Origin of the sequence: Corynebacterium sp. MC3 (assembly GCF_900099485.1) — a bacterium.
Lineage (GTDB): Bacteria > Actinomycetota > Actinomycetes > Mycobacteriales > Mycobacteriaceae > Corynebacterium > Corynebacterium pseudogenitalium.
Window position 1 is genome coordinate 138,971 of sequence record NZ_LT622815.1, and the last position, 20,300, is coordinate 159,270.

Sequence of the window (20,300 nt, forward strand, 5' to 3'; positions counted from 1 at the left end):
TTTGTAGCTCTACAACGGCTTTTGTCCCCGTTGGTTGCACGATGTGTGACCAATGGGGACAATGTTTTTTATGACCAAAAAAGGGTTTACCATTCGACCAATCCGGCCAGAAGACTACCCGCAGGTGCGTAGCATCTACGAGATGGGTCTGAGTACCGGAAACGCAACTTACGAGACGCGCGGCTTGACATGGGAGCAGTTTTCCAGGGCGAAGATCATGGAAACGGTGTTTGTTGCCGTTGATGAACACGATGACTCGCGTGTGCTCGGATGGGTAGCTGCGGCGAAGGCGTCGTCGAGAAGCGTGTTCCATGGAGTAGTTGAAGACTCCATCTACGTGCATCCGGATGCGCGCGGCATGGGGGTATCCGGTGCGCTGCTAGACAAGCTCATCGCGACGTGCATCGAACTTGATAAGTGGTCGATTCACTCGTGGATCTTCCCGGAAAACGAAGGATCGGCAGGGCTGCACAAGTCGCGCGGGTTTGAGAAAGTTGGCACCTTCCATCACATGGCGAAAATGTCCTACGGTGAGCGGGAAGGCCAGTGGCGTGACTCGGACATCTACGAGCTGCTGTTGCCGAAGCCGGGAGAAAAGAAACCAGGCAAAAGCCAGGTCTAGTCACGCCTCATCGTTCCTAGTCCAGCGTCTCTTTCAGCGGGTCCTCCCGGACCGGGAAGAGCAGCACCAACGCAACGGCGGCCAATGGGACCATCAGTAAGAACACTGGGGTCAGGCCGTCGTTGTAACTATTAAGGACGGCGTCGCGCAGTACGTCAGGCAGTTGTGCAACCGCGTGCGGGGTGAGGGAGTTGTGCCCACCGGCGCTCGAGAATTGCTCGGCGTAAGGGGCTGCCTCGCTAGGGGCCATCGAGGCCAATGCTTTTGGCAGGCGTTCCGCGAGCTCCTCCGTCATATTGTGAATGAACAGCGAACCAATAAGCGACGCACCGATCGCGGAGCCGATCTGTCGGAAGAAGTTGTTCGTCGCTGTTGCAGTACCGACCATTGCTAGTGGGAACGAGTTCTGGACAATAAGTACCAGTACCTGCATGACTAAGCCGAGTCCGAACCCAAAAATGAACATGTAGATACCCAGCGTGGTCAGCGGTGTGGACACTTCGAGCTGCGAGAAGAGGAAGAGTCCGACCGAAACGATGGCCATACCGATGATCGGGTAGACCTTGTAGCGGCCCGTTTTCGCGATAATGAACCCCACGGTAGTGCCAGTGCCCAAGATGCCGATGACCATTGGCAGCATCATCAGCCCCGCGTTCGTTGGCGTGAGTTCGTGCACCATCTGCAGGTAGGTAGGCAGGTAAGCAAGCGCACCGGTCATAGCCAGTCCCAGCACGGTTCCGGAGGCCGTCGTCAAGACCATGTTGCGATTGCGGAACAAGTGCATGGGGATGAGCGGGTTCGGTACGCGCAGCTCAACGAAGACGAACAGCGCTGCAGCGACAACCGCAAGCGAGGAAATACCCAAAATGATAGGCGAGGACCACTCATACTGAGTGCCACCCCACGTTGTGGTCAAAATAAGAGAAGTCGTGGCAACCGCCATGAGCACGGTGCCCAGCCAGTCGATGCTCTGTGCTGACCGCGACCCCTTGCGTAGGTGGAGCACGATTGTGCAGACCGTCATCGCGAGAAGCCCCAGCGGGATGTTCATCCAAAGGCCCCAACGCCAGCCGGGGCCATCCGTAAACCAGCCGCCCAACACGGGGCCAAGCACGGAAGAAACGCCGAATACTGCCCCCATCACACCCATGTACTTGCCACGGCTACGAGCTGGAACCACCTCCGCGATGATTGCCTGGGAGTTGACCATCATGCCGCCAGCGCCAAAGCCTTGGACGGCGCGCCCGATAATGAGCAGCTGCATTGACTGTGCAAGCCCACCCAAGGTGGAACCAATGACGAACAGGCCAATCGAGCCAATATAAGGCCACTTGCGTCCGACCCTGTCACCGAGCTTGCCATTAATTGGCATCGCGATTGTCATCGTGACCAGGAACGACGAAATCACCCAGCTCATGTGATCTACGCCACCAAGCTCACCGACAATCGTCGGCAGGGCAGTGGAGAAAACCATCTGGCCCAATGAGCTCATCAGCATCGTGATGAGTAGCGCTCCAAAGATCAGGCCAACGTGTGGCTTAGTGTTGTTTACCACTGCAACTCCTTTGCATACTTCGTGACGACGGCAGCTACGCTACGAGCCTGCTCCTTCGGCGAACCCTCCTCTTGGAAATGAAGGCTTCGCGCATAAAGCACAAGCGTTGTCCGAAAAAGTTCCACAACGATTCGGGCTTCTGCCTCTATGGTGACATCTAGACGGCGGTCTTCGGGGTGGCTCGCAAAATGCTCACGCACAGCCTGCTCGAGGTGTCGTAGCGTATCGCGTTTGCGGGCCAGCATCGCGTTTGCCAACGATGGGTTGTCCTGCATGAGCCGCTGGATTCGGCAGGCATCCTCGGCTCGATCTTCGGCACCTGATTCTTCCATTGCATCGATTACCAGGGACAACATGTTCGTGGACGACTCATCAGCAATGCGTGCAAAGCTCTCGCTGGTGAACTCGAGAGGGAAGGGACCAAGCACAGCGTCATCTTTTGAGTCCATGTAGTTGAAGAACGTCCGCCGTGAAATGCCTGCACCTTGGCAGATCTCCTCGACTGTGACATTGTCATAGCCGTCGCGTGCCACAAGCGATGCAGCTGTATCGAAGATTCGCTGCCGTGTTTCGCGGCGCTTTCGCTGCCGGAGACCTTCTGACTGATCGGGAAAATTCACGGAGTGCAATCTTACACTCCGTGCAAAAATATCAAAGAAACCTATTCAACCAGGAGCGATAGTGAGCCTTCCACGTTTGGAGAGCTATCACCGCGGCGCTCGAAAAACTGTGCCTCAACGATTCCCGGCTCCGGGCTGGAGAAGCTCCAGAAACCATCATCAGTAGTTGGAGGGCACTGTTTCGTCAGAGCGGAAGCACTGCCATCATGCGCGATAAGCGCCACGCAACCGCTCAGAGGATAGCTGACCATCCCTTGTCCTTCATGGAGGGAGAACACCGCCGGCCACGCCGCTACGGCAGCATCAGGGCTGTGCGATTGGAGGGTGCCTTGGAATGTTCCAGAGGGGGCGTCGTCACGCACTTGCGGAGCTTCAGGAAACGCAGTCACCGTCACAACTGTAGGCACCCCGTTAGGCTCCGGCTTTGGCTGAGCGGACCAGTACGCTGCGGCGAGCGCTATCCCGATAAGCGAGACCACCAGAGCTAAGACACCGCCAATAACCCATGGCTTATTTGAGCCCCCAGCTGTACGAAGCTGCGAAAAAGAATCAGACATAAAAATCATCCCTGGTCGTGCTCATGAACATGGGCAGTAGCAGGGATGATTGTAGCGAAGACTAGTTGCGTTCGGTATGAGCCATCGACAGGACGTTCAAACGCTTGTCGAGCTCCTCCTCAGTCAACGTTTCGCCGTCCACGAAGCCGAGGTCAATCACAGCCTGGCGGATCGTGATGCCCTCCTTCACCGCATGCTTTGCCACTTTCGCAGCGTTCTCGTAGCCGATTGCACTGTTCAGAGGGGTGACGATTGATGGTGAAGACTCCGCGAGCTGCTTCATGCGGGCCTCGTTCGCCTCGATACCGTCAACCAAGCGGGTAGCGAACTGTCGAGAGACGTTCGCCAGCAGGCGAGCGGACTCCAGCACGTTGCGCGCCATCATCGGGATGAACACGTTGAGCTCGAACTGGCCTTGCGAGCCGCCGAATGCCACCGCGGCATCGTTGCCGATCACCTGGGCAGAGACCTGGGTTGCCGCCTCGCACAGGACTGGGTTGACCTTGCCAGGCATGATCGACGAGCCTGGCTGCAGATCTGGGAGGTGAATCTCCGCAAATCCGGCGAGTGGGCCCGAACCCATCAGCCGGATGTCATTTGCAATCTTGTACAACGAGACTGCAACAGTGCGCATCGCACCGGAGAATTCCACCAGAGCGTCGCGTGCGGCCTGGGCCTCGAAGTGGTTCTTTGCCTCCGACAGCTGTGTCAGCCCAGTGATCTTCACCAGTTCTGCGGTGACCTTTGCGCCAAAGTCTGCTGGGGTGTTGATGCCGGTACCGACCGCGGTGCCGCCAATGGCGAGCTCGCCGAGGCGGCCAACAGTCGCCTCAACGCGCTCGATGCCGAGCTCGATCTGACGAGCGTAGCCGGAGAACTCCTGACCAAGCGTCAGCGGGGTCGCGTCCATCAGGTGAGTGCGGCCCGACTTCACTACCTCGTGCCATTGCTCAGCCTTCGCAGCCAGTGACTTCTGCAGCACCTGCAGGGCCGGGACCAGCACTTCGACGGCAGCTTCGGTGGCAGCAATGTGCGTTGCAGTTGGGAAGGTGTCGTTCGAGGACTGTCCCATGTTGACGTGGTCGTTCGGGTGGACTTCCACGCCGTTTGCGTGCGCGATCGAAGCAATGACCTCATTAGTGTTCATGTTCGAGGAAGTGCCAGAACCCGTCTGGAAGACGTCAATTGGGAACTGGTCGTTGTGCTTGCCGTCTGCGATTTCCTTCGCCGCAGCGATGATCGCGTCAGCCTTTTCCGCATCGAGCTTGCCCGAATCCTTGTTGACCTGCGCACACGCGGCCTTGAGGAGCCCAAGGGCGCGGATCTGCTGGTTCTCGAGGCCCCGGCCAGAGATCGGGAAGTTCTCTACAGCACGTTGAGTTTGAGCACGCCACAGTGCATCAACAGGTACTTTGACCTCACCCATGGTGTCGTGCTCGATACGGTACTGCTTATCGGCCATTCAATCTTTCCTTTACTTGATACTTACAGAAAATCGACGCTTTGAATTACTTGATCGGGCCGGAGTAATCGATCACCGAGTACTCCTGAAGCTTCGGCAGCTGGTGGAGGGACTCCACGTAGCGGACGGTGCCAGACTTCGAGCGCATTACCAACGAACGGGTGGTAGCGCCATTCTTACGGTAGGAGACGCCGCGCAGCATGTCGCCGTTGGTGACACCGGTAGCCGCGAAGTAGCAGTTATCGGAGGCCACCAAGTCGTCGAGGCCAAGCACACGGTCGAGATCGTGGCCCGCTGCCAGCACGCGTTCGCGCTCTTCATCGGACTGCGGTGCGAGCTGGCCCTGGATCTCACCACCAAGGCACTTCAATGCACACGCCGTGATAACCCCCTCCGGTGTGCCACCGATGCCCATCGCCATGTCAATGGAGTTGGTGTTCTGGGCAGCAGCGATGGCACCAGCAACGTCTCCGTCCATAATGAAACGTACCTTGGCACCAGCCTTGCGAATCTCCGCAACCAGCTTGTTGTGACGTGGGCGGTCGAGTACCACCACAGTCACGTTACCAACGCCGACTCCCTTGGCTTCTGCCACTGCCTTAATGTTGAACTCGACGGACTTCGTAATATCGATGACCCCGACAGCCTCAGGGCCGACTGCAATCTTGTTCATGTAGAACGCGTCCTGCGGGTTGAACATGGAACCACGGTCGGCAGCCGCGATAACCGAAATAGCATTCGGGCGACCTTCCGCCATCAGGCGCGTGCCGTCGACTGGGTCAACCGCCAGATCAACCTGTGCGCCAAAACCGTTGCCGACACTTTCGCCGTTAAACAACATCGGCGCCTCGTCCTTTTCGCCCTCGCCAATGACGATGACGCCGTCCATCGTGACGGAGTTGATCATCTTGCGCATGGCGTCGACTGCGGCGCCGTCACCTTCATTTTTCATCCCGCGACCTACCCAGCGGCCAGAGGCAAGCGCAGCAGCCTCGGTAACGCGCACGAGCTCCATTGCAAGGTTACGGTCAGGGAAGTTTTCAGAAGTTTGTTCAGACATGAAACAGTGCCCTCCTGCGGCAAACTAGTTTTAGTTGTGACAACATCGACATCATGCCGCGTTGCAAAGCCATACCACTGCGGTCTGGCACACCTCTATCATGGCACTTTTGCCAGACATGAACCGTCGTTTCTACACCTAAAATAGGGCAATGCTGCGAATAGTGGTGTCTGAACTGGGGACTTCCTGCGTAAAAAGCCAACGCGCGGGGGTAAAAGACAAATTCGGGGGTATCAGGAATCCATGTCATACTGGAGCGCGTGGCTCAAGAAAACAAACCTCGCATTTTCCAAGACGGCAGAGACATGCTCATCAACGTCATCTTGATCGTGGTCGTCATGATCATTGCCGTTGGTGCGACCGGGCTGTGCACGTTCAATCCCGGTAAGCCCGAAAATGGGCCTGTGCAAGAAGTCGATGCGAAGACGTTCCTTGGCCTTGAGGCTCGCGGAGTCGATTTTCCGGTGCGCTACCCTCAAATGCCAACAGGTTGGGTGACGAACTCCGCGCGGCGAAGCATGATCGCTCAGCAGCCAGCTCCAGTCGTAGGGTGGGTCACGCCCGATGGTGGCTTCATCCAGCTGACGCAAACGGGTGCGGACAGCAAAACGGTCCAGTCCGAGGTCGACGGAAAGCAGCGCACGCTTGACCGCCAGGACACGATCGATGGCCACAGCATTGAGATATTCAAGGGTACCGAGGCGAAAACTCGCCCACTGTGGGTTATCGATGCTGGCGACGCACGATTCGCCGTCACAGGTGCCGGAACAGACGCCGAGTTTGAGGAACTGATACGTACTGCGCTCGCGACCGAGCCGCTGTCAGCGCAGTAGACGCCGTGGCAGCAGGCTATTCCGACTGTGGTGTTTGCTCAGTCGCGTCGCGCTGCTGAATAGCGGCCTCGACACGTTTTGATGCTCCCTCGAGTAGCTGCTCGCAGCGCTTCGCGAGCCCCTCGCCGTACTCCCAATACTTCAGTGATTCGTCAAGGCTCATTTGCCCGAGCTCGAGGACCCTCACTGTTTCTACGAGTTGCTGCCTAGCTTGCTCGAACGAAAGCGTTGCGGGGTCGGGGAATGCGGCGTCGGTGGGTTGGCCATTGCCATACGTGTTTTCGGACATGGATTGTCTCCTTGATGCTAGATGCTAGTGAAATTGCTGTGTGGATTTAATCGGCGGGGGTGGTCCCCATTGCTGCTGCGGTGATGGAACCGTCCGCGACGCGGATGCGCAGCTGCGATCCGGGGGGTGATTGTTCGATGCTGGTGACAACCTCAGGATCGGAATGGTCGCGGGGGAGGACTTGTACTACGGAATATCCGCGCGCGAGAGTTGCTGCTGGCCCTAACGCCGAAACTTGTGAGCGGAGCGCAGCGACCTGCTGCGTTTCTCGCGCCAACAGGTGGCTGATCTCTCGTCGCATCGAAGCAACCTGCTGTGAGACCTCTTCGCTTCGACGCTCAATTGCCAGTAACGGGTTCTGCATCACCGGACGCGAGCGCCAGTACTGGATCTCTTCCGATTTGGTGGAAACCCAGGTGCGCAGCGCCTGCGCGCTGCGTGCGCGCGCCTCAGACAGAAACGCAAGCTCCTGGGTGGCATCGATGACGACGCGTTTAGCGGCGTCGGTTGGAGTGGCCGCGCGTAAGTCAGCGACGTTGTCGAGCACCGGGTTGTCTGGTTCGTGCCCAATGGCGGATACCACCGGCGTTCCCGCCGCAGCCACAGCGCGCTGCAGCGCCTCCTCAGAAAACGGAAGGAGGTCCTCGACCGAGCCTCCGCCACGGGCAATGATGATGACCTCAACATTGGGGTCCGCGTCAAGCGTCTGCAGGGCCTGAATGACCTCAGGCACCGCGTTCGGTCCCTGTACCGCGGTGTTGATCACGCGGAATTGGACCGCGGGCCAACGGCTCTGCGCCACGGAAAGCACGTCGCGCTCGGCGGCTGAGCCGCGACCAGTAATGAGGCCAATCGTGTTCGGGAGCAGGGGAATCGGCCGTTTGCGGGCGCGGTCAAAGAGACCCTCACTTGCAAGCTGTTTCCGAAGCTGCTCAATCTTCGCGAGCAATTCACCGATACCGACGTGGCGAATCTGCGTCGTCCACATCGAAAAGGAGCCGCGGCCCTCGTAGAAGGCCGGCTTGCCGTAGATGACGACGCGGTCACCGTCCTTTGGTGGCGTCGGCAAGCTCCTTAAGTAGTCCGAGGAAACCGTAAGCTGCACGCTCGTTTCCTGCTGCGTGTCGCGGAGGGTGAGATAGGAGAATTTCCAGCTCGGCTTGTAATTCACCTGCGTGAGCTGGCCTTCAACCCACAAGTGGCCCAGACGGTTAATCCACCCCTTGACCGACTTATTCAACTTTGCCACTGGCCATGGCTGTTCAGGGCTACTTGGTGAGGCTGAACGCTCACCTTGTGCTTGTGTCAACACCGCTCCTTTCCCAGCGTGTCGATGGAATACGCTGTCATTGTTTCATAGATAGATCACCACAAGAATGTGTACCTACTGTTTTAGACGTTGATTCGGTAGGGTCGGTTCCATGACAAATCAGGGTAAAAAAGTTCTTCTGGCAGCACCTCGCGGTTACTGCGCAGGTGTGGATCGTGCAGTTGTCACTGTAGAAAAGGCGCTGGAAAAATACGGAGCCCCAATTTATGTGCGAAAAGAGATCGTCCACAACAAGTACGTAGTGGAAACACTAGAGAAGCGCGGCGTCATATTCGTTGACGAAACCGACGAGGTCCCCGAAGGCTCGCACCTTGTCTTTTCCGCGCACGGAGTTTCCCCCGCGGTCCGCGAAGCAGCGGACGGGCGCAACTTGCTGGCGCTCGACGCCTCGTGCCCGCTCGTGACCAAGGTGCACAACGAGGTGAAGCGGTTTGCCAAGCACGGATACCAGATCTTGCTTGTCGGCCACGAGGGCCACGAGGAAGTCGAAGGTACCGCAGGTGAGGCCCCGGAGGTCACCCACCTCGTTGACGGGGTCGAGGGTGTCGACGCCCTTCCCGACTTCCCAGAGGGGACGAAGCTAGTGTGGCTATCCCAGACCACCCTGTCTGTTGATGAAACGATGCTGATCGTTGAAAAGCTGCGCGAGCGCTACCCAGATCTAGAAAACCCGCCTAGCGACGACATCTGCTACGCAACGCAAAACCGTCAGGTAGCAGTGAAGAAGATCGCACCGCAGACGGAACTCGTTATTGTGGTCGGCTCGCAAAATTCTTCCAATTCGAAGCGCCTGGTGGAAGTAGCGCTCGACGCTGGTGCCAACAACGCATACCTCATCGACTACGCCCACCAAGTACAAGACGAATGGTTCGAGGGCGTCAACACCGTTGGCGTAACATCGGGAGCTTCGGTGCCGGAAATTCTGGTTCAGGAGCTGCTCGCGGAGCTTGCGACGCGCGGTTACACCGATGTAGAGGAAGTCACCACTACGGTAGAGACGATCACGTTCGCGCTGCCGCGGGATCTGCGTCAGCCGCGCCGTAGCAGCTAGTGCTCGTCTAGCCTTCGCCTAGCGATCTTCGTTTTTGTACAGGTCCTCGCCAAGGCGAGAGGCAACTCGCCGGGCCCGCTCCCCACGGGGGCGGGCCTGACTGCGTTCTGCCTTCGTTCGCTTCAACAGCTCATCGACCGTGATGCCACCCTGGCTGCGCTCACGGGCCCGACGGCCCTCGCTATTGGTCCTGCGGTTCGACTGGCTCATGCGGCGGCGCTGCGCTCGCTCCCGGCGCAGGACTTCATCGTTATGGCGTTGGATCAGCCAGTAGCGCACGATGGCGATCACCAGGGCACCAGCAGTCACCGTGAAGAGAATAGGGAAGTGCTCGATTACTGGGTAAAGCACCATAAGGATAGCGGTTTTCCCGCCTGCACCAGCGGCCCCGAGCTGATTGCGTGCTGAAATCAGTCCAAATCCAAGCAGCGCAATGACGAACAAAAGCGGGGTAGCCGCGACGGTAAGGAACAAACCCCGCGGGTCTACCAGCGTCGTCACGGCGATGACCGCGACGCTGAACAGTACGAGCAGAGGCCATCCGATGTATCCCGCCGACGTTGCGATGACGACGCCGGTCAGCAGCGCAGCAAAGATAATGCCGATGCTGGAAACGGTAGGCAAACCGTGGAAGGTGGCGGTACCAGAGCGCGGGGATCGGAGAGAGTTTTGAGACACGCTGGGCATTCTACCCGGCCTACCCCCGAGTCTTGCCAGTTTGACCCGCTCCAGGGGCTAACAATTCGACGAATCTGAGTCGCGGAGTCTCGGTCGCGCATCGATAGGGTGAAGCTCCGGCGCGCTCGACGAGTGCCCAGCTGCACCTAGTTCCTCGAGCTTACGAGCGGTGACCATCACCCGACTGTCGAGCGACGCCAGTGTTGCGTTGTACGACTCGACCGCCTTCTCAAGACTGCTCCCGACGCGGTTGTAGTGCTCTGTCAGCGTGCCGAGACGCCGGTACAGCTCTTCGCCAAGACGCTGGATGGTCTGCGCCTCCCGATTCATGGAATCTTGCCTCCACCCAAGTTCAACCGTGCGCAGCAGTGCGAACAGCGTCGTGGGGGTCGCGATGACGACGTTGCGGGCAAAAGCGTAGTCGAGCAGCTCCGGGTCGATAGCGAGACCGGCGTCCAAGAATGGGTCAGCTGGGACAAACATCACGACGAATTCCGGGCTGGGCTGAAATGCCTTTATGTATGACTTTGAGGACAGCGTATCGACGTGGCTTCGCAGCAGGTGCGCGTGTCTACGCAGGTAGCCTTGCTTTTCTTCCGGGTCTTCCGTGTTGAGCGCATCGAGGTATGAAGAAAACGGAACCTTGGCGTCGACGATTATGTTTCGATCCTGGGTGAGCCGGATAACCATGTCCGGGCGTAGCGAGGCGCCGTCGAAACGCATGTACGCCTGAGCGTCAAAGTCGACGTGCTCTACCATCCCACCCAGCTCTACCACGCGCTGCAGCTGCACCTCGCCCCATCTGCCTCGGACCTGCGGTGAGCGCAGTGCAGTGATGAGCTGATCAGTCCGGTCCCCGAGCCTGGATGAGGTGCGCGCAATTGCTTGTACTTGGCCTGCCAAGGCAGACTGCGCTACTGCTTGCTCTTTATCGATGTCTTCGAGACGAACCTGTAGGTCACGAAGTGCCTGTGCCAGCGGGCGTAGATCAGTAGGCGGGTGCTGTTGGGGGTTGGTACGCTGCATCCAAAACGTGCCGCCAAAAAAGCCCAGGATGGCCCCAACGAGGAGGCCCGTAAAGATCAATAGCAGTGCGGTCGATGCGTCCATGTGCATTAGTAGAGCACATGAGCGGGACAAAACTAGGCGTTAGGACGCAGTCGATCGAACACCTGTTTTAACTTGTCGGGCTTGTACCGTGGACGGAAGCGGCGATCGGGTTGATCAAGATCCTCCTCCGCGGACTCTCCCTGTGCAGCCTCCGAGGGGACAGTGGCTGCCCATTCATCTTCCTCGCGCAGCGCATCGCGCTTGTGCTGGCTTTCGATGCTTTCCAGCTCAGCAATCGCACGACCTTCCTCGGTGATGAAAGAAAGATCTTCCGGGCGTACTTCCCCTGAGTGGATGCGCACAATATCGAGCGTGTAGCGGTAGCAAACCGCGATCATCGCAGCTACGGGGACTGCCAAGAAGGCACCAATCAGGTTGAAGAGTCCACCACCTACGGTCACGGAGACCAGCACGATCACTGGATGCAAGTTCATTGCACGGGACTGCAGCATCGGGGAGAGCACATTGCCTTCCAGCTGTTGGACAACAATGACGATGGCAAACACAATCAACGCTTGGGTTACGCCAAGCGACACCAACGCGACCAAAATGGCAAGCGCGCCTGCCACAACCGCACCCACAATCGGGATGAACCCCGCGATGAACGTCAGCACAGCGAGCGTGAACGCCATCGGGACGCCCACGAAGTAAATGCCGAGTCCGATGAAGATGGCGTCGACAAGCGAGACAACAGCTTGGGCGCGAATAAAACCCCCAAGTGTGTTCCATGCACGGGTGAAGAGCTCAGTGAAATGAAGGCCTGCGCGGCCACCGGTAGCACTGCGAAGCCACGGCAGGAACTTGTGTCCGTCTTTGAGGAAAAAGAAAGTTAAGACGAGTACGACGAACAGTGTGACAATCAGGCCTGCGGCAGTGCCAATACCCGTGAATACACCGCCAGCGATTGCCCCGGCCTGCTTCTGGAGCCACTGCGCAATCTCGTTCACGCCCTCATCAAGATCATCGGGGTTGACATTGAGCGGTGGACCCTGCAGCCAGAGCTGCAACCGCTGCACACCTTCGAGCGCTTGCAGATAGAGCAACCTCGAGTGCGCCGCAATGTCCGGGGCAATCAACGAGACGAGAAAGCCGAGAAATCCAAAGAAGCCAAGCAACGTCAAGAGCGCCGCAAATCCAGCTGGTATGCCATGCTGGCGCAGCCAGCCCGCAACGGGCGCGAGCACAGTGCAGATGATGAGCGCAAGAACAACCGGAAGAATGCCTGCCCAAAACATCCCGATCACTTTGCCAAGCGCGGCCAAAAACACTGCGACAATGAGGACTCGCAGCGTCAACGTCGCGGCGGACTTGATCCACGCGCGGTAGACAATGCCGCGATCAATCGGATTGGCGTCGTAGTCGAGAGGTTTCTGAGTGCTCACGCGACCTATTGTGCCCCATCCGAGGGAGAAAGAAACGTAACCCGACCGCGAGCTGCAAACTTTTCGACGGCAACGCGATGGGTGGGCTAGGATTGGCCAGCGTGAGTCTTACACTTGGAATCGTCGGTTTGCCCAATGTCGGAAAGTCAACCCTTTTTAATGCGTTGACGCGGAATGATGTGCTCGCTGCGAACTACCCGTTCGCAACCATCGAGCCGAACGTGGGGTTGGTTGAACTGCCAGACCCGCGCCTGAAGCGCTTAGCTGAGATCTTTGAATCCGAACGCATCCTGCCCGCGACGGTGTCGTTCGTTGACATCGCTGGCATCGTCAAGGGGGCGTCCGAGGGCGAAGGTATGGGCAACGCCTTCCTTGCCAACATTCGTGAAGCAGACGCCATTTGCCAAGTCGTTCGCGCCTTCGCTGACGACAATGTCATTCACGTCGACGGGAAAGTCGACCCCGCATCTGACATCGCAGTCATTAACACCGAGCTGATCCTGGCTGACCTGCAGACGATCGAGAAAGCGTTGCCGCGCCTGGAGAAGGAAGGCCGCAAGAGCAAGGACGTGGCAGCAGAGGCCGAGGAGGCCAAGAAGGCGCAGGCGGTGCTTGAAGACGACCGCACCCTTTTCGCCGCCGCAAAGGCAGGAGACATCGACCTCGATTTGCTCCACCACCTGCACCTCATGACGGCGAAACCATTCCTCTACGTATTCAACTCCGACGAAGCCGTGCTCACCGACGAAGGCCGGAAACAAGAGCTGCGAGAACTTGTCGCACCGGCAGAGGCAGTCTTCCTGGACGCGCAAACAGAGACCGAGCTGCTCGAACTAGACGAAGAGGACGCGTCGGAGCTCCTCGCCTCCGTTGGACAGGACGAACCTGGACTGGAAACGCTCGCAAAGGCAGGCTTCGCAACCCTCGGCTTGCAGACCTACCTTACTGCTGGGCCAAAGGAGGCCCGCGCATGGACGATCCACCAGGGCGATACCGCACCGAAGGCTGCCGGCGTCATCCACACCGACTTTGAGAAAGGCTTCATCAAGGCCGAAATCGTCAGCTTCGAAGACCTCGACAAGTTTGGGTCCATGGCCGAAGCGCGCGCCAACGGCAAGGTGCGTCAAGAAGGCAAGGAATACGTCATGGAAGACGGAGACGTGGTCGAGTTCAAGTTCAATGTAACTTAAGGCGCGCCAGTGTTAGTCGTATGACAACACGTGCTGCCATTTACCTTCGCATCTCGCTCGATGCTGCAATGGACGGTCTTGCCATCGAGCGTCAGCGCGAAGACTGTGAAGCCATTGCAAAGCAGCGTGGCTGGATGGTCGTGTACACCTATGTGGATTAGTCGATCTCGGCCTCTAAGAAAGACGTGGAACGTCCCGATTACGACGCGATGGTGGCTAGTCTTCAGTGAGGCGAGCTAGACGCGATTATCTGCTGGGACTTGGATCGTCTAACGCGGCAGCCCGCGCAGCTCGAAGGGTGGATCGACAGAGCGGAACAGCACGGGTTGAAGCTTTTTACCGCGAATGGTGATGCGGACCTCAGTACTGACGGAGGCCGGATGTTCGCGCGCATCAAGGCGGCCGTAGCACGCGGTGAAGTCGAGCGTAAAGGGGCTAGGCAGTCACGCGCCCAACAGCAGCGTGGAGAGCGAGGGCAGACACCGTCCTCGCCGGCTACGGCGCAACGCAGGCGATGCCAGGCCCGCTGTTCACGTTCGCGTCCTTCCTCGGTGCCAGACACCACGCGCAGGTGCGGCCCTGGCTGGAGCGAATGCCGCGGTGGTCGGCATTCTCGGTGCAGCGCTGTACACCCCGGTGTTCACCGCCGGGGTTTCCGGCGTGATCACTCTGTCCATCACCGTGGTCTGCTACGCCGCGCCCACCTCGTGGAAGGTCCCGCCCTGGGCGGTCGTCATCGGCGCGGCCCTGGTCGGCTGGATTGTGCTGTGAACTTCGCTCTCGTCCGGTGCTCGGCGCTGAAGCGCGCCAAGGGAGGGAACCGGGACTAGAGCGTCACGTTGGCCAGCACCGTGCCGGTGGGTTGCGCCGCGCCGGCGGCGACTTCCTCGGTGACGAGGACTGAAGCAGTTCCACCGGGCAGCGGCATCCACACGTCGTCGTGGGGTTCTTGGCCGATGACTCCAGCCGATTCCATGGCGCCGTCATCCATGACTGCCCACACTTGTGCCCCCATGCCGTCGTCGAGAGCTGGCTGGCCGTTGACCATGGCGCCGCCCTTGCCCATGTCAGAGCTGATCACGATGTCGAGGCTCGCGCCCATCGCGTCGGCCTGACCTTGACGCGCGTCTGCCTTGGGGATCGAGGACGCAGGCGTGGTGGAAGTATTTGCCGACGTCCACGCCAATGACGAAGTCATAGGCCATGGGTGTGTTCCTCCTAGCGATGAATTAGAAGTTGGACTATTTGAGCTTCATCGCTGGGGGTGGTCGGACATACTTAGTACTGGCATCTACATTACTGTGAGACCTCATACCACCTGGGCTGGGTCAGGTTCCTATTAGCAGTTTGAGTATGTCACTGTCTTCGGCGGCATCACCCCCGGATCATTTTCAGACAGGGGCGGGAATAAGCCATACCGAAGCCAGCGACTAGTTCTACTGTCCTTTCAGACGGAGGGAACGGAAATAAACATAACCCGCCCAATCGGGTGGACAGGCTATGAATCTTCGGTGCCCTGAGGTGGAACTGCTAACAACGAAATGGGGGGGAACGGGGGCAAAGTCAATAATTCGAGTCTGGCATAAGTTGATAAGGATTGCCTAACCTAATACTGTTTCAAGTTATGGTCCCGATCGGGAATCGGCAACGGAAGCGAGGCGGCGACGATGAACAGAAAACGTGGATCGACCAGAGAACCCCTCTCCGGAGGGGGAGTCGGGGACGCGGGCCCGGACGGGACGGGCGACGGCGACGCGGTGGCGTCGCAGACGGACGACGGGCGGTTGGTACACGTCGCACCGGTCGCAGTGGGTGGCCGACCATCCACCCGCGACATGCTCGTCGCCGCCGCGATCGGCGTCGCGGGGTCTCTCATCGTCGTGCCCCTGACCTACCTGCAGGTGTTCGCCGGCATCGCCCACGTTTATCTCGTCGCGGCGACGCTCGGGTTGTGGTTCCTGCCGTGCGTCGTTCCCCTCATCGTCGTCCGCAAGCCTGGCGCGAGCCTCATCGCGTGCCTTGCCATGGGCGTCGTGTCCGCGGCGACCACCCCGTTCGGCGTCGCCGCGATCGGGGCGCTGATCATGGAAGGATTGCTCATCGAGCTTCCGTTCATGGTCACCCTGTACCGGCGGTGGACGCGTCCCCAGTTCGTGGCGTCGGCGATGTTATTCTCCGCGCTGATGGGAACGATGGCCCCGCGTGCCGTCGGCGTCGACTCGCCGACCACGCCCATGGCCCTGATCAGCTTCGCCGTAGCCTTGGCATCGAGCCTGGTGTTTTTGGTCCTGGGCTTTGCCGTCGCAAAGGGGCTCCGCCTGTCTCTTATACTCTTCTTCATGTGTATAAGGGACAGGGATTAGCCTGCGTGTGTCTTTCCCTATGATTGTTCTGTGGCCCGGTTGCGGGTCAGTGGCGCGGGAGTGCGGCACGCCGATGGGCGATGGGCACCCGACATGGTGGACCTCTCCTTCGATTTCGGCACGATCAACGCCATCACGGGACCCGTGGGATGCGGAAAGACGAGCCTGGCCCACCTCATCGCTGGACTGATACCCTCGCACATCCCCATCGACCATGCCGGATCCGTGCACATCGTCGATGCCGACGGCACCGAATGCCCCGTGGACCGGGACCGGGTCACCTTCGTCGGGCAAGACCCGGCGACGCAGGTGCTCACGCTCCGAGTCGTCGATGACGTGTCCATGGCCCTCGAGTTTTCCCTCGTGGAAGCCGGCATCGTCGCCAAGCGATCAGCCGAGGCCCTAGCGGAGCTCGGGCTGTCAGAGCTCGCAGAGAAGGATCCGTGGGCTTTGTCGGGCGGGCAACGCCAGCGGATGGCCATCGCCGGTGCGGTGGCCAGGGCGCCGGAGGTCATGATCTTCGACGAGCCCGCGGCCCACGTCGACGAGGACGGTCGCCGGTCGCTGTTCGCCGCCATCCGTGACTTGCGGGCCCCGGGGCGCGTCATCCTGCTCATCGAGCACGACCTCCGCCCGTTCGACGGGTGGGTCGACACGGTGACGATCCTCGATGCGGACGGGAGCGTCGCCGCCCACGGAGCGCCGGATAGCATCGCGGTGAAGGGCATTGCGACGACGGCCGCGACCGCCGGAACGCCGGACGCCAGTACGCAGGGCACGGGGGCACCGGACCGTCCCGGTCCGGACCGGCGGCGAAAGTCCCGGAGGGCCGGGAATGGCACCGATCCGGAATCGGAGGCGGATGCCGTTCCACTGCTGGCCTTGACCGGAACCCACGTGGCCCGAGGCGGGGAGAAGATCCTGAACGGGGCCGATCTGACACTGGAACGGGGCGAGATTCATGCCCTAGTCGGCGCCAACGGAGCCGGTAAGTCCACCTTGCTGGCGGTGCTGTCGGGCCAGATGAAGGCGGGAGCGGACCTCCGGATCGACGGCGCGTCCGCCTGGCGCGTCCCCGACGCCTTCGCGTCGTGGGCGTTCCAGAACCCCGAGCACCAGTTCACCCGCGCGACCGTCGCCGCGGAAATCGACTCCGCGCTGGCCGGCACGGACCCGCACGGGCCACTCGGCACCGATGAGCTGCGGAAACTGCGGGAAGCCCTGTTCCCCCGGGCACTTGACCCCGTCTCGCCGTTCGTCCTGTCGGGCGGACAGAAAAGACGGTTGGGCATCTTCCTGGCGGTGGCGGCCAATCGCCGTTTGCTGCTTCTCGACGAGCCGTTGGCGCACCTGGATTCGCCGAGCGCGCGCATCGTGCTGGATGCGCTGGCGGAATACGCCGGGGCCGGCGGAACCGTTGTGTTCACGTGCCACGATCGCCGTGTCGCGCGAACGTGGGCGGATCGGGCGAGCATCGTCGCCGAAGGGAAGGTCGCCTGGTCCGGTCCCGCGGCCGACGTGCCGGCTGCCCCGGAGTCGTCCCGGCGGGGGTCGGCCCCTCAGCCACCCGGCGGGATCGCGCACTGCCCGCGGCCGGCGCACGGACGTCCGGGGACGAAAGCCCCTGGACCGGTGAATCCGCCGCTCGGAGGCGCGCGGGGTTGAACGCCATCACGATCGTCGCGGCGGTGATGCTCGTCCTCGTCGCCGGGCTGCTCTCCGGCGGAGACGCCGTTCTCGCGCTGACGGGGGTCGCGTTCCTCGCACTCGCTGCAATCGCGGAGCGCGACGTTCGGGCGACGGCGGGGAAGGTCCTCCTCGTCCTGTTGATCGGGGTGTTCTTCGGCCTGCTCGGGTGGCGCTCCGAGTTCTACGGCGGTGGGGATCCGGCGGAGGCCGTCCGCCACGGCATCCATCACGGACTGCTGCTGACGGCCGTGTTCGCGGGGACGGTCCTGGTCTCCGCGTGCATGCGCGTCGAGGAGCTTTTCGACGCCATGGTGCAACGCTTCCGGGTGCCCTACACATGGTGCACCATAGCGATTTCCGGGATGAGCATCGCGGCGTTCCTGCGCAGCGAAATCCCCCATCTGACATGGGCGATTAGATTGCGCTCGATGCGACCGGGGCAGTCTTTCCGCTCCGGCTTCATTCGCGCGACGACGCCCGCGCGCATCGCCTTTCCCTTGTTCGTCAGCGCCGTGCGCTGCGCCGAAAAGCTGTCCTTGACCCTGGCGATGCGCAACTTCGGCCGCCATCCGCGGCGCACCTTCCGCACCGATCACCCCTGGCGAGTGCGTGACGGATTCGCGGCCGCAGCGTCCGCCGCGGCCTTCGTCGCCGCCCTGGTGTCCGCAGTGACTTGACGGACGCCCGGAACCGGCGGGTCCCGGGCCCGCGAGCGTTTCCGAGCTTGTGCGGAGACGCGCCCCACCCAGTTGCTTCACCCTTTCAACCCTTCAGACACATCCTCCGGGTCACGCCATGCGGGCCCGGTCCGCCCGGCACCGGCATGGCGCCGACAACCGAAAGAGGTACCAATGAACACGATCCGGACCATCAGCGACGTGCTTCGGGACAAGGCCGATGAGACGAAAAAGGGGGCCGATCTTGATCCCGCGCTGGTGTTTCTCGACAGCCTGGCTCCGGGGATCGCGGTCGACGTCGGGGATTTCGGCGCGGAATCCGAAAAGGGGCTGCTGTCCCGGGTGGCGCCCTCGATCGCCGATCTCCCGCACGGAACGCCGGTTGCCCGCCTCTGGGCGGAGTTCGGCGGGGTCGATGAGACCGACGGGGAACGGGGGGCCCGTCTGCGTGCCCTGGCCGCAGCAGTCGCACCGACGCTCCTGGAGGACCTTGGGCTTTCCGGCGACCGGGTGACGGCGACGGAGTTCAACTCGCTGCGCTCGCTCATCGATGCCCGCACCCGGTACCGGCCCGAGGGTCGGGTGAGGGAGGCGTTGTTCGTTTTCCCCGATGACGGCGAGGCTCACAACCACGACCAGTGGCGGGACCACCTCGTCGATGACCTCTGCGTCGCCGGCGTCGCGGGAAACCACTATTCGTTCGTCCTCGGAGAGGATGCCGCGCTGACCGGGGCCCTCATCGGGGAGTACATCGAACGCCGGCGCCAGGCGCCGGAAACGGACGACAGGGCAGCGGACCCGTCGTCCGAAGGAATCGACCGGTCGCGGGACCGGGGAAACGAAATGGAACATGACTGACCGACGAAACGGCGGGGAAGCACGGGACCGCGACGCGGGCGAACCCGTGAAAGTGCTGGTGGCCGGAGGTACCGGCGTCACCGGACGGCTCGTCCGGGGGATGCTCGGCGTCGTCGATGGGATTGAGCTGGCCTACACTTCCCGGCAGAAACCGGACGATGGCCCGGGGCGGCACTTCCCGCTGAGGATCGCCGCCGGCCACAACGAGATCTGCAGGGTCTTCCGCAAACACGATTGGGTGGTCAACTGCACCGGCCCGTTCGAGGTGCATGCAGACTCACTCGCCCGTGCTTGCATCGACTCAGGCACCGGGTACATCGACGTCAACGATTCGATCGACGCCCGCCGCGCGATCATGGCCCTCGACGGGGATGCTCGGCGGGAGGGGGTTCCCGTGCTCACCGGGTTCGGCCTGTGCCCGGGCTTGTCGACGGCCCTGTTGATGCTCGGGGCCCGCGCTGCGGGGGCCGAAGAGGTCCGCGATGTGCGGGTCGATCTGCGAATTGGCGCCGACCAGGAATCCGGGGCCGCGTCGGTCGAGTCGATGTTCCGGACTATCCGCGGCGGATACCGCACGATGCTCGGCGGCACCATCGTCGAGGTGCGGCGCAACCCGGTGTCGTCGCAAAGCGGAATCAGCTACGAATGCCCGGACATCGACGTCGTACGCGAGGTGTGCCCCTCGATCCGTGGATATTCCTACCACGTCGCCTTCGATGCCCTCCCCGATGAGTCGGTGGAGAAAATCCGCACGTCGAGACTGTACTCGATGCCCGTTGTCTCCGGTCTGCTCGCCCGTCTCGGGGCGGCCGTGACATCGCGGAAGGCGCGGGCGAAGGGCACTCCGCAACCCGCCGAGCTGGTCGTCGCCCTGTCCTCCGCCCGGCTCATATTCGCATCTCGATGGGTATGAGAGACCAGGGCAGTGATGACAAGCGGAAAGGCGTTGAGGAGGGAAAGAGGGTAGAAGCGGG

22 protein-coding genes and 1 pseudogene are annotated in these 20,300 nt (G+C 60.8%); 12 read left to right on the top strand and 11 right to left on the bottom strand.

From position 1 onward, the window contains the following. Positions 1 to 70 precede the first annotated feature (70 nt). Positions 71 to 622 (top strand): GNAT family N-acetyltransferase, encoded by a 552-nt coding sequence (locus tag BQ4436_RS07475; protein ID WP_070479325.1) that lies wholly within the window; start codon positions 71 to 73, stop codon positions 620 to 622. A gap of 16 nt (positions 623 to 638) precedes the next feature. On the opposite strand, the gene BQ4436_RS07480 is transcribed toward BQ4436_RS07475, so the two are convergent. The 5 genes from BQ4436_RS07480 to glpX form a co-directional block, all read right to left on the bottom strand. After that, a complete protein-coding gene (locus BQ4436_RS07480) occupies positions 639 to 2,177 on the bottom strand; it encodes an MDR family MFS transporter (protein WP_070976193.1) in 1,539 nt (512 codons plus the stop codon). Then, on the bottom strand, positions 2,171 to 2,797 hold the full coding sequence (locus BQ4436_RS07485) for a TetR/AcrR family transcriptional regulator (RefSeq protein WP_168161642.1): 627 nt from the start codon (positions 2,795 to 2,797) through the stop codon (positions 2,171 to 2,173). The genes BQ4436_RS07480 and BQ4436_RS07485 overlap by 7 nt, the downstream gene beginning before the upstream one ends. Before the next feature lie 41 nt (positions 2,798 to 2,838). Further along, positions 2,839 to 3,354, bottom strand: a complete 516-nt coding sequence (locus BQ4436_RS12050) for a hypothetical protein (RefSeq protein ID WP_141742272.1) — start codon at positions 3,352 to 3,354, stop codon at positions 2,839 to 2,841. Positions 3,355 to 3,415: 61 nt separating this feature from the next. After that, a complete protein-coding gene (locus BQ4436_RS07490; RefSeq protein WP_070976196.1) occupies positions 3,416 to 4,816 on the bottom strand; it encodes a class II fumarate hydratase in 1,401 nt (466 codons plus the stop codon). Between the two features lie 46 nt (positions 4,817 to 4,862). Then, on the bottom strand, positions 4,863 to 5,876 hold the full coding sequence (glpX, locus tag BQ4436_RS07495; protein ID WP_070362753.1) for a class II fructose-bisphosphatase: 1,014 nt from the start codon (positions 5,874 to 5,876) through the stop codon (positions 4,863 to 4,865). 260 nt (positions 5,877 to 6,136) lie between these two features. Here glpX and BQ4436_RS07500 point away from each other — a divergent pair, with 260 nt between their 5' ends. Continuing rightward, on the top strand, positions 6,137 to 6,709 hold the full coding sequence (locus BQ4436_RS07500) for a DUF4245 domain-containing protein (protein ID WP_070362752.1): 573 nt from the start codon (positions 6,137 to 6,139) through the stop codon (positions 6,707 to 6,709). A 16-nt stretch (positions 6,710 to 6,725) separates the two neighbouring features. Here the strand turns inward: BQ4436_RS07500 and BQ4436_RS07505 are convergent, their stop codons facing one another. Next, positions 6,726 to 6,998, bottom strand: a complete 273-nt coding sequence (locus tag BQ4436_RS07505; RefSeq protein ID WP_070362751.1) for an exodeoxyribonuclease VII small subunit — start codon at positions 6,996 to 6,998, stop codon at positions 6,726 to 6,728. 46 nt (positions 6,999 to 7,044) lie between these two features. Then, positions 7,045 to 8,307 (bottom strand): exodeoxyribonuclease VII large subunit, encoded by a 1,263-nt coding sequence (xseA, locus tag BQ4436_RS07510; RefSeq protein ID WP_070362750.1) that lies wholly within the window; start codon positions 8,305 to 8,307, stop codon positions 7,045 to 7,047. Between the two features lie 112 nt (positions 8,308 to 8,419). Between xseA and BQ4436_RS07515 the strand changes: the two genes are divergently transcribed. After that, positions 8,420 to 9,379 (top strand): 4-hydroxy-3-methylbut-2-enyl diphosphate reductase, encoded by a 960-nt coding sequence (locus tag BQ4436_RS07515; protein ID WP_070362749.1) that lies wholly within the window; start codon positions 8,420 to 8,422, stop codon positions 9,377 to 9,379. 18 nt (positions 9,380 to 9,397) lie between these two features. On the opposite strand, the gene BQ4436_RS07520 is transcribed toward BQ4436_RS07515, so the two are convergent. The 3 genes from BQ4436_RS07520 to BQ4436_RS07530 are packed head-to-tail and all read right to left on the bottom strand — an operon-like array spanning position 9,398 to position 12,549. Next, complete coding sequence (locus BQ4436_RS07520; RefSeq protein WP_176754833.1) at positions 9,398 to 10,057, bottom strand: DUF6542 domain-containing protein; 660 nt, start codon at positions 10,055 to 10,057, stop codon at positions 9,398 to 9,400. Between the two features lie 57 nt (positions 10,058 to 10,114). Beyond that, positions 10,115 to 11,167: a DNA recombination protein RmuC gene (locus BQ4436_RS07525; protein ID WP_070976198.1), complete on the bottom strand. Its 1,053-nt coding sequence runs from the start codon at positions 11,165 to 11,167 to the stop codon at positions 10,115 to 10,117. A 32-nt stretch (positions 11,168 to 11,199) separates the two neighbouring features. Next, the gene (locus BQ4436_RS07530) at positions 11,200 to 12,549 is read right to left on the bottom strand and encodes an AI-2E family transporter (protein ID WP_070976200.1); all 1,350 of its coding nucleotides are present in this window, start codon (positions 12,547 to 12,549) and stop codon (positions 11,200 to 11,202) included. 101 nt (positions 12,550 to 12,650) lie between these two features. Between BQ4436_RS07530 and ychF the strand changes: the two genes are divergently transcribed. The 4 genes and pseudogenes from ychF (at position 12,651) to BQ4436_RS12545 (ending at position 14,510) form a co-directional block, all read left to right on the top strand. Beyond that, positions 12,651 to 13,739, top strand: a complete 1,089-nt coding sequence (gene ychF, locus BQ4436_RS07535) for a redox-regulated ATPase YchF (protein WP_070976202.1) — start codon at positions 12,651 to 12,653, stop codon at positions 13,737 to 13,739. A gap of 20 nt (positions 13,740 to 13,759) precedes the next feature. After that, complete coding sequence (locus tag BQ4436_RS12690; protein WP_257000612.1) at positions 13,760 to 13,900, top strand: recombinase family protein; 141 nt, start codon at positions 13,760 to 13,762, stop codon at positions 13,898 to 13,900. A 99-nt stretch (positions 13,901 to 13,999) separates the two neighbouring features. Beyond that, a pseudogene (locus BQ4436_RS12695) lies at positions 14,000 to 14,158 on the top strand (recombinase family protein); the annotation flags it as partial. Between the two features lie 181 nt (positions 14,159 to 14,339). Next, complete coding sequence (locus BQ4436_RS12545; protein WP_218079174.1) at positions 14,340 to 14,510, top strand: hypothetical protein; 171 nt, start codon at positions 14,340 to 14,342, stop codon at positions 14,508 to 14,510. Between the two features lie 55 nt (positions 14,511 to 14,565). Here BQ4436_RS12545 and BQ4436_RS07540 read toward each other — a convergent pair whose 3' ends face one another. Continuing rightward, a complete protein-coding gene (locus BQ4436_RS07540; protein WP_369822045.1) occupies positions 14,566 to 14,841 on the bottom strand; it encodes an anti-sigma factor in 276 nt (91 codons plus the stop codon). Positions 14,842 to 15,406: 565 nt separating this feature from the next. On the opposite strand from BQ4436_RS07540, the gene BQ4436_RS07545 reads away from it, so the two are divergent. The 5 genes from BQ4436_RS07545 (at position 15,407) to BQ4436_RS07560 (ending at position 20,239) form a co-directional block, all read left to right on the top strand. Then, positions 15,407 to 16,102 (top strand): ECF transporter S component, encoded by a 696-nt coding sequence (locus BQ4436_RS07545; protein ID WP_143000853.1) that lies wholly within the window; start codon positions 15,407 to 15,409, stop codon positions 16,100 to 16,102. A 93-nt stretch (positions 16,103 to 16,195) separates the two neighbouring features. Then, positions 16,196 to 17,767: an ABC transporter ATP-binding protein gene (locus BQ4436_RS07550; protein ID WP_255366157.1), complete on the top strand. Its 1,572-nt coding sequence runs from the start codon at positions 16,196 to 16,198 to the stop codon at positions 17,765 to 17,767. Further along, entirely contained in the window at positions 17,764 to 18,468 is a 705-nt protein-coding gene (locus tag BQ4436_RS12550) for an energy-coupling factor transporter transmembrane component T (protein ID WP_255366158.1), read from the top strand. The genes BQ4436_RS07550 and BQ4436_RS12550 overlap by 4 nt, the downstream gene beginning before the upstream one ends. Positions 18,469 to 18,642: 174 nt before the next feature. Beyond that, positions 18,643 to 19,326, top strand: coding sequence for a hypothetical protein (locus tag BQ4436_RS07555; RefSeq protein ID WP_070764469.1), 684 nt, complete (start codon positions 18,643 to 18,645; stop codon positions 19,324 to 19,326). Positions 19,327 to 19,591: 265 nt separating this feature from the next. Continuing rightward, positions 19,592 to 20,239: a saccharopine dehydrogenase family protein gene (locus BQ4436_RS07560; RefSeq protein ID WP_255366159.1), complete on the top strand. Its 648-nt coding sequence runs from the start codon at positions 19,592 to 19,594 to the stop codon at positions 20,237 to 20,239. Positions 20,240 to 20,300: the final 61 nt, after the last annotated feature.